This window comes from Noviherbaspirillum malthae (assembly GCF_015352985.1).
GTDB classification, from domain to species: Bacteria; Pseudomonadota; Gammaproteobacteria; order Burkholderiales; family Burkholderiaceae_D; genus Noviherbaspirillum; species Noviherbaspirillum malthae.
In genome coordinates this window covers 1-7971 of the sequence record NZ_JACYXF010000130.1, presented here as the reverse complement: position 1 = coordinate 7971, position 7971 = coordinate 1, and the positions used below count along the sequence as shown (strand labels likewise).

Sequence of the window (7971 nt, the reverse complement as noted above, 5' to 3'; positions counted from 1 at the left end):
AAACTCTGTTGGACGGAAAGGAGGCATGGCGCGATAAAATCACCGCATTGAATAGCTGAACTTGACCTGACAATCGCCAGTATCAAACCGGGCAACTGTCAGATCAGATCGCGACTACTGCACCTAAACCTATGCAGCACCTCATGAAGCCAAAGTGCCTCTTTTGCAAGGTGGTCATGTCCTAGTGTCTTCACCCAACTAATTGCACGAATCAGCAGGAGTTGTAAGTCCTATGTAGATCTGCTTGTTTTTCCCTGGCATGCATAGTGGCGAAACATTCACCCGATATGATTAACATCCCACGGGCTATTCACGAACGCTTAACTGAAACGCCCAGTTACGGTTCTTGAGTGGACCAAGTCTAGTTCAAGGCACGTGGAAGTAGCCGCTCGCCAGATCATTGTCGAAGTCCGCCAGCCAGTTTTTGTCTTCACATGCCATGTAGTGCCGCTCCCTGCCCTGGTGCGTTACGGTGACAGTGCGATACCGATCATTGGCCTCATTGCTTATAACTTTGAATTCCTTCCGATTGAAACGCTGTCGCTCGCAGCAATCCTGAAATTCCTGCTGTTCGTTATAAGGTAATTCAACGAATGTCCTGTAGATACCCATGATCTCAATTTAGAAAAGAGCGAGGTTGGCGGACTGGCATGTATTAGAACACTGAGGTCCCGAAGCCCGCACGCCATTGTCGCCAATCACGCTATTGATGTGGCGCATTGATGGTCAATACCATACTTCGGCAGGTAGTTCATAGCGCATTTGCCTTGAGCTTTCCATCAAGGATGGCATTGCTCAATACCATTGCAAGAGAAGTGGCCGCATCTGCGCTGTCGGGCGAATCGCCGGTGAATGTCACTGCCTCCCCCTTTGACGTTAATTCATTCGTCCGATAGCCGAACCTTGATTTGGCCGTTGACACCGTTGACACCCATCAGGTGACTGACGATCTCTTCAGTCACCTGGCGCTCGTATTCCCAGGCCACATTACCTGATAGCGTAACCCAGCCGGAAGAGACCACTACCCTGATTGCATGATTGGCTCCTGGAACCGTCGATCCCAAGACATGTTCGCACTCACGCCTGATGTCTTCGTCGGTTCGGGTTCCCGGGTCCGATTGGACAGCCACGAGTTCGAGCACCACATCCGTAACGCCGGGAATTCTGCGAACAGCCGATTCGATCAGCCATTGGTCGCCAATACCATCAGTAATCCCTCGCAACGTCAACACGCCCCTGTCAATGCACACATCGATACTTGTAGCATCAATTGTCGGTTCAGACTGCAGTTCCGCAACGACATTCTTGCGAATCTCTTCATCTTCGTTGTCAGCATCAGTCGCTGTTGTTAGATTGACTTGCCTTTCTCGAGGAGCGACAAAGTGGCCCATCAGCATTACTTTAGCCTTTTGAAAAGGGAGATCGCGTTTTACATCAGTAATGGATTGATAATGGCGCATATCAGCGCTCCTTGGGAAATGAATAGGATGATCGAGATAAAACACTCTCCATATCGAGACGTGACCTGTGGATCGGGCTTGTGTGCTCTTCGTCTACATCGTCGACAGTGATACGACATGGCGCAGCCTTGCTGTATGCGATCCTGTCTCTTGCTAGTGCTTGCATATGAACACACCCTATCTCCAATGCGTCCATCAAATCACTAGTTATACGGCCAACAACCGATAGGGGCTCAGCTTCTGCGCCGAGTGCAGCACATGCTGAATGGCATTCGAAATAAGATAATGGGCACGTAAGACCAGTATTCGAAGGCGGATAAAGTCATAACGGCCCCGTAGAAGGAACCGACCGTCTGAACACGCACGCGGAATACCGATGCACAGACGGGCGGTTAGAGAGGCGTCGGACATCACCACATTGCGCCTTATGCGATGATATAGCAAGCGATATTTGCAAGGCCTGTCTACGCTAGGGATCACAGGCCTTTGTCAATTTTGAGACGTCACTTGCCTTCGTCTTTCTCAGTGCGGTTCTGCTGTTTGAGATAGCTGCGCAACTCTTCATTCAGAGCCTGCTGTGCCTCCATCCTGGCTTGAGTGGACGCCAGCGACAATTCTCGGTCCCGTACCTGCCGTGAGAATGCCTCCGCTTGCGCCGTCTCTCTAGCTAGCTGCTCGGTCAAGCGGTCCGACAACACGGTCTTTTCTGCCAGCTGCACCTCCAGCACCCACGCACGCTGTTCCGCGTCCTGCAGTGATTCCATACGCTGCGCAAGTTGTCGGCTATGCGCCTGTTCGTCATGCAGTGATTTGCGCGTGTGAGACAGGTCCGATACCATACGCACACCTTCCTGGTTCAATCGGCTCACTTCTTCCTGCCTGACCACGAGGGATTGCTGCAGCTGCCGCATTTCGGCCTGCAACTGCTGCACCTGCTGTTCATGCCGGCGCTGTTCCTGCTTCCGCTGTTCCTTCACCGAGCTGCGGTAATGCTCAAGCGATTGCCGCGCATGTTCGTGCTTCTGCTCCAAAGACTGGCGGTGCTGTTCGTTCTCGTACAGCCGCTCTTCCAGGCCCACGATACGTTGCTCGGCAGCGCGGTGTGTCACGGTCAGCTCCTGGAGAGCTTCGCGGGTGCCGGCGTGAGCACCCCGTTCCTGCGCCAAAGCTTGTTGGGCTTCAGTCAGGCGCTCTGTAATACCGCTCACCTCGACACGTAACTCGGCAATCAACTCAGCCTGCGCCCGAGCTAGTTCCAGATGCTTCGCGGTCGCTTGTTCAAGCTTTTCATTGGCTTCAGCCTGCAACTGCCCAGCCAGACGTTCGACTAGATCCTGCAGCACTTCGCTAATCGAGGATTTGCGGTCAACGCCTTCCTCGTCCTGCAGTTTGCGCAGATATTTGTGGATGGTCGTTTTGGAGCCGGCATTGCCGAGAGCAATACGTACTGCATCGACGGACGGATGCCTGCCTTGCGCGAGAAGGATCTCGCGTGCCTGTTTTACGTCCGATTTATAAAGCCCGGAGCGGCCCATCCACCTCCCTTGAAATATCGTAAGTTATTACATGTTACGTTATTATACCGGACGGATCGATAAACTTGCGAATGGCAGACCTCTATATATCTTGCTGGATAATGCGGGATTAACCAGCATTGACAGCATTTTCCGGTATGTTCTGGTGCTTTGATTCGTAAAACCCTTTCAGCCAGCTACATCATGACCAAGCTCGATCAGTACGTAAAAGCCGCCACCCGTGATAACACCCGAAACGCCTACTAGACCGGAAAGAAGACCTCTTTCAAATCGCATTGCCGCAGTAGCATTGCATTCTGCCGCGCCGGAACGATACTGATGGTCCCACACCACCGAGGAGCCGATCATGGATGAACAAGCCAATACCATGCTGGTGAAACAAGGCTATGACGCGTTCGCGCAAGGCGACATTCCGCGCCTGTTGAGCCTGTGCGACCAGAACCTCGATTGGGAAGTCGTTGATGTCCCTGGCGCACAGTTCACCGGCAAGCGCCATGGGCACAGCGAAGTCATGGACTTCTTCCGCGTCCTGAATCAGGAAGAAAACATCACGGAATTCACGCCACGGGAATTCATCGCCCAAGGCGGCCGTGTCATCGTGCTTGGCCACGCGACCGCTACAGTCAGGGCCACCAATGCCCGTTATGAAACCGACTGGATACATGTTTTCACGGTGCGTAACGGCAAGATCAGCAGCTTCTACGAGCTGCTGGACAGTTGTACAGCCGCGCAGGCCTACGGCCAGCTGACGCGCGCCATGCCGCCTGGTATGGCCGCGCAGCCGGATGCGGGAAAGCCGTCCGTTCACTGACTTCCGTGAGCATCCGTTAAGCGAGTACCGCTTCTGAAGTTCGTCCGCACCTGCGGCCTGAAGCGGGAAGAAATATGATGCCATTGGTGGCATGCAGGAGCGTATGTTCCTGTCCAGCAGTTTATTGCGAGAGACGCAAAGGTGTTCAGGGATCAAAGGTGATTCATCGAAATATTTCTCCTTGTTATATGCCTATAACCCACAGCGTCTATTCGCGGAACAGACGCTGTCTTCTACAGGATGTTGAACTGGAAAACGGGCACAAGGTACTGGCCACATCTCTGGCAAGATGCGCAGGAACTACATCAAAATCCTCCCAAGCGACAAGGTCAAGGTGGACATGACTCCCTACGATCTCACAAAGGCGCGTATCGTATTTCGCACTAAATAGCTAGAGCGCTTTCGACCTGACTGGACTCGGCGAGGCCATGGCAAGGAGGACTCGACATCCCCGCACAACGAAGTGCCGCTGGCACATCGCCCGCTATCGACAGTACAGTCAACCGGAAAGCGCTCTAGCATTAGCCGGCGTTTGCATCGCTTTCCGTAATGCTTCGCGTTGTCAATCTGTAATTGCCAGCCTGTCAATTACAGGGCCAGCAAGCGTCAAAACAAGGCATCCAGAGACTAGAGCCAGTACCAAAAAAGTGAGAAAAACCGTCACAAGCCAACCAGCTAACATAGCGGTGCCACTGGATTGAGAAGATAAATGCGCCAGCCTGAATGAAGGGTTGCTGCGGCGGCGAGCGACGAATTCGACCATTGCTCGGGTTCTGGCGCAACGTCCACACTAATGAATTAACCCCATGCCGCGGTCAGACCGGTAAAATCACACCATGTGAGGCGACTTGGTTGCTTCGAACTCATTAGTCACGGCGCACACCCATCGTGCGCCACAATCTTTCAAGGAATGCAATGGCAAAAGATGATGTTATACAGATGGAGGGGAAAGTCCTCGAAAACCTGCCTAATGCAACCTTCACTGTGGAACTGGAAAACGGGCATAAGGTACTGGGCCACATCTCTGGCAAGATGCGCAAGAACTACATCAAAATCCTGCCGGGCGACAAGGTCAAGGTGGAAATGACCCCATACGATCTCACAAAGGCACGTATCGTATTTCGCACCAAATAGTTATGAAAAAGTAATGCAGAACCGTTTCAAAGTTGCGCAGTAGCGTAGGGTAAAGTAAAGAGGACCTTCCGCTAGCCCTTCACTTTGCCTGCGAGTTGAATTGCAAAACGCAAATGCAGGTATGCGAGAGAAGCTTCCGTGCAGGTCTAGCAATATTTGGTCGTTTGGGTCCAACCGCCAAATGAATTCAACCTGCGCTGACGGCTTCCAAAAATGTTCAATGCCGGCTCGGGAGGTATCGAACTTTGTTCGCCTGCCGGTTTGCAGCCTCTTGGTCAAGAAATGACAATATTTCGCAGAGGCATTTCGTCCGTGGACAAGATACTTATCTTTCTTCTGTGGCGAACCATGCATTGTGGCTCTGCTCTCACTTCAGATGTAAATCTGAGGGAGATGCAATGCCGACAGTATCAATGGAGTGCTTAGCTTGCAATAGGGAATTTGAAATCGTCGAAGTCAGTTGTTCTTTTGTCGATGAAGACATGACCGACACTGTGGAATGCCCTTCGTGCGGTAAGGCCATGCAAGGACGCCCTGGCAAAATATACCTCAGTACCCCAGTGCAAGCTGGTATTGGGCTATTCACACAAAAACATCCAAATGGGTAGTAGCAGGACAATGAACATTTGTTATCTGGATTATGATGCCGTCCTGCACGATGGCAATGTATTTCGTAATCGCACCAAAGGCATGACCATCAAGACGCCTGGCCGCACGTTTTTCGAATGGATGCCGATTCTCGAAGACTTGCTGGCACCTTATCCCGACTTGCAGATTGTTCTGTCGACGACTTGGGTTCGCGAATTGGGCTTCAAGGAGGCAAAACTTGAACTTTCAGAAGCGCTGCAGGACCGCGTGATCGGCTCAACCTTTCTGCATCCTAAAATTGTCAAGGCAGAGTTCGACACCATGCCGCGTGGTATGCAAATCCTGGGGGACGTGGAACGGCGCAAGCCGACGCACTGGTTTGCGCTCGATGATGACGCATACGGCTGGCCTGCCCGATACAAGGAGAATCTGATCCAGACTAATGCTCTATTGGGCTTGAGCGATTCCGCGGTGCAGGAAGAGATTCGGGAGAAACTAGCACAGATTTATCATTTCGGCAACGCGCATTGAACGGTATTGGTAGCTTAGATTCGTCTGTTCTGAATCGATGAAGATCTTCTTCGGCTAGCTCAGGCACCCATTAATCGCGGTTACCCAACGCATACATTTGGGGAGTCAGGCATGGTGTTTTGCTACCTTCGACAGCACATGTCGAGGCGGGAATGCGAACTGCTGATCCCAGATCAGGGGAAGTGATTGTCTGCTCGCATGACGGTGTTACTGCCGCTGACCAATTGAACCGGTCGCCAGGCGGGACGAAGGCCGCGCGTAGCCGTGTCATAGCTGTCGATGGTTACGACAAAATCGATACGCGGCTTCAACCCACCTTCCGCCGCAATTTCGACCAGCTCTGCAACGCCCTGGCAATGGCTTCGTCGGACTCGGCATGCCGACCATAGCCAACGATGTTCTTTTCGCCCGAGATGATGTCGAGCGAGGTGATAAACAAGTTCAGTACCGCCGGCAAAACCCGGCAGAACGACGTGCCGCGAAAGCCGGGACTCTGCACGAGCAAGCCGAAACATCGCACCGACCGGATCAAACGCAAAGTCGGCGCCTTTGCCGGTGGTCAGTGCACGTACAGGTGCAGGGACTCTTGAGTGCAACAAACCTCCATGCGATCGCCGTGCCCGCGACCGAGGTTGGCTGACGCAGCGATTGCTAATGGCATTGATCTTCTTCGCGGACTGACCTCCTGGCGTACGGCACGGTGCGGATTCTTACCCAATATATAGTTCGACCAGGTTATAAAGCTTCTGCCTAGCTAGTCGTCCCTATATGGACGTCTCCTTATATGGACGTCTCCTTATATGGACGTCTCCTTATATGGACGTCTCCTTATATGGACGTCTCCTTATATGGACGTCTCCTGGAATGCAAGCTGCAGCATTATGAGATGTCAACGGAGGTTCGCAGCCTTATATACGGCCTGTTCGTGCAGGTATTGATCCTACTGGCCCGGATGGCATTCGCAGGCAAGGTTCCTATCTGAAAAGCGGGCTTGGTGCCCTGGACGACTAACGGATTGTCCTTGCCCCGTATGACCTGCTGACCCATCACTTTGCTGATGCCTGCTCTCCTTTACAACGCTGTCAACAACGTTAAGATGCTCAAGTGGAGCAGCGCCTCATGCGGCGACCAGTCCACCAGGATTCCACTTGGCCTGGTCAAAGGCCTTACCTTTGACCAGGACCGCCCAAGCGGTGCGGGCGAGCTTGTTGGCCAAGGCCGCGACGACTACGCAGTACGGCCTGCGCAACAAGAGTGATGTAACCCAAGTCGACCGGCTGCATCGGGCAATGATCGCTCTGGCACCGTGCATTAACAAAGTGCGCACATACGGGTCCCCACGCTTGGAAATGCCCAACTGCCGAATCTTCCCGCCAGTGCCCGTCTGCTTTGGCGTCAACCCGAGCCATGCAGCAAATTGCCGGCCACTACTGAAGCCATGGATGTCGGTTGCGGTAGCAGCCAAGGCAGTTGCAGTCAGCGGGCCAATGCCCGGTATGGTCTGCAAGGTCTGCATCTGCGTATTCTGCTTGCCTAAGGTGATTAGACGCTGATCGATGTGATCGATGTCTTCCTGAAGCTTGCTCACGCGAATGAGTTGCTCGAGCACGCTTTCGGTAATGACACCAGGTAATCGGTCGCTGGCCTTTGCCAGTTCCGGCTGAATCTTCTGTAGCAAAGCACAATGTCCTTCTGGCAGAACTACGCCAAACTCGTACAACAGTCCTCTCAATGCATTAGTTTGCATGATGCGCATCTTCATCAGTTGAGCGCGCATCCGATGCAGGGCTAGACAGGCTTGTTGCTGCTCGCTCTTGACAGGTACGTCCCGAATATGGGGTTGTTGCGCTGCCACCCATATCGCCTGCGCATCCCGGGCATCGGTCTTGTCGCGGATCACAAAGGGCTTTAC

At 52.9% G+C, this 7971-nt stretch carries 8 protein-coding genes and 1 pseudogene; 4 read left to right on the top strand and 5 right to left on the bottom strand.

All coding sequences use genetic code 11. The features are described from left to right. Positions 1-366 precede the first annotated feature (366 nt). The 3 genes from IGW03_RS36740 to IGW03_RS36730 form a co-directional block, all read right to left on the bottom strand. The gene (locus IGW03_RS36740; RefSeq protein WP_194727328.1) at positions 367-612 is read right to left on the bottom strand and encodes a hypothetical protein; all 246 of its coding nucleotides are present in this window, start codon (positions 610-612) and stop codon (positions 367-369) included. 269 nt (positions 613-881) lie between these two features. Next, positions 882-1460 (bottom strand): BON domain-containing protein, encoded by a 579-nt coding sequence (locus IGW03_RS36735; RefSeq protein ID WP_194727327.1) that lies wholly within the window; start codon positions 1458-1460, stop codon positions 882-884. Between the two features lie 503 nt (positions 1461-1963). Then, on the bottom strand, positions 1964-2995 hold the full coding sequence (locus IGW03_RS36730; protein WP_194727326.1) for a DNA-binding protein: 1032 nt from the start codon (positions 2993-2995) through the stop codon (positions 1964-1966). Between the two features lie 346 nt (positions 2996-3341). Here IGW03_RS36730 and IGW03_RS36725 point away from each other — a divergent pair, with 346 nt between their 5' ends. From IGW03_RS36725 to IGW03_RS36710, 4 genes and pseudogenes are all read left to right on the top strand, one after another. Beyond that, positions 3342-3806 carry a nuclear transport factor 2 family protein gene (locus IGW03_RS36725; RefSeq protein ID WP_194727325.1) on the top strand — a complete coding sequence of 155 codons (465 nt, stop codon included), beginning with the start codon at positions 3342-3344 and terminating at the stop codon, positions 3804-3806. Between the two features lie 188 nt (positions 3807-3994). Continuing rightward, positions 3995-4197, top strand: a pseudogene (gene infA / locus IGW03_RS36720) (translation initiation factor IF-1). Positions 4198-4721: 524 nt separating this feature from the next. Next, complete coding sequence (infA, locus tag IGW03_RS36715) at positions 4722-4940, top strand: translation initiation factor IF-1 (protein WP_151639055.1); 219 nt, start codon at positions 4722-4724, stop codon at positions 4938-4940. A gap of 618 nt (positions 4941-5558) precedes the next feature. Continuing rightward, positions 5559-6059: an HAD domain-containing protein gene (locus IGW03_RS36710; protein ID WP_194727324.1), complete on the top strand. Its 501-nt coding sequence runs from the start codon at positions 5559-5561 to the stop codon at positions 6057-6059. A 307-nt stretch (positions 6060-6366) separates the two neighbouring features. On the opposite strand, the gene IGW03_RS36705 is transcribed toward IGW03_RS36710, so the two are convergent. Then, positions 6367-6558: a hypothetical protein gene (locus IGW03_RS36705; protein ID WP_194727323.1), complete on the bottom strand. Its 192-nt coding sequence runs from the start codon at positions 6556-6558 to the stop codon at positions 6367-6369. 618 nt (positions 6559-7176) lie between these two features. Beyond that, positions 7177-7971, bottom strand: a 795-nt coding sequence (locus IGW03_RS36700; RefSeq protein WP_194727322.1) for an IS110 family RNA-guided transposase, incomplete at its 5' end; no start/stop codon positions are given.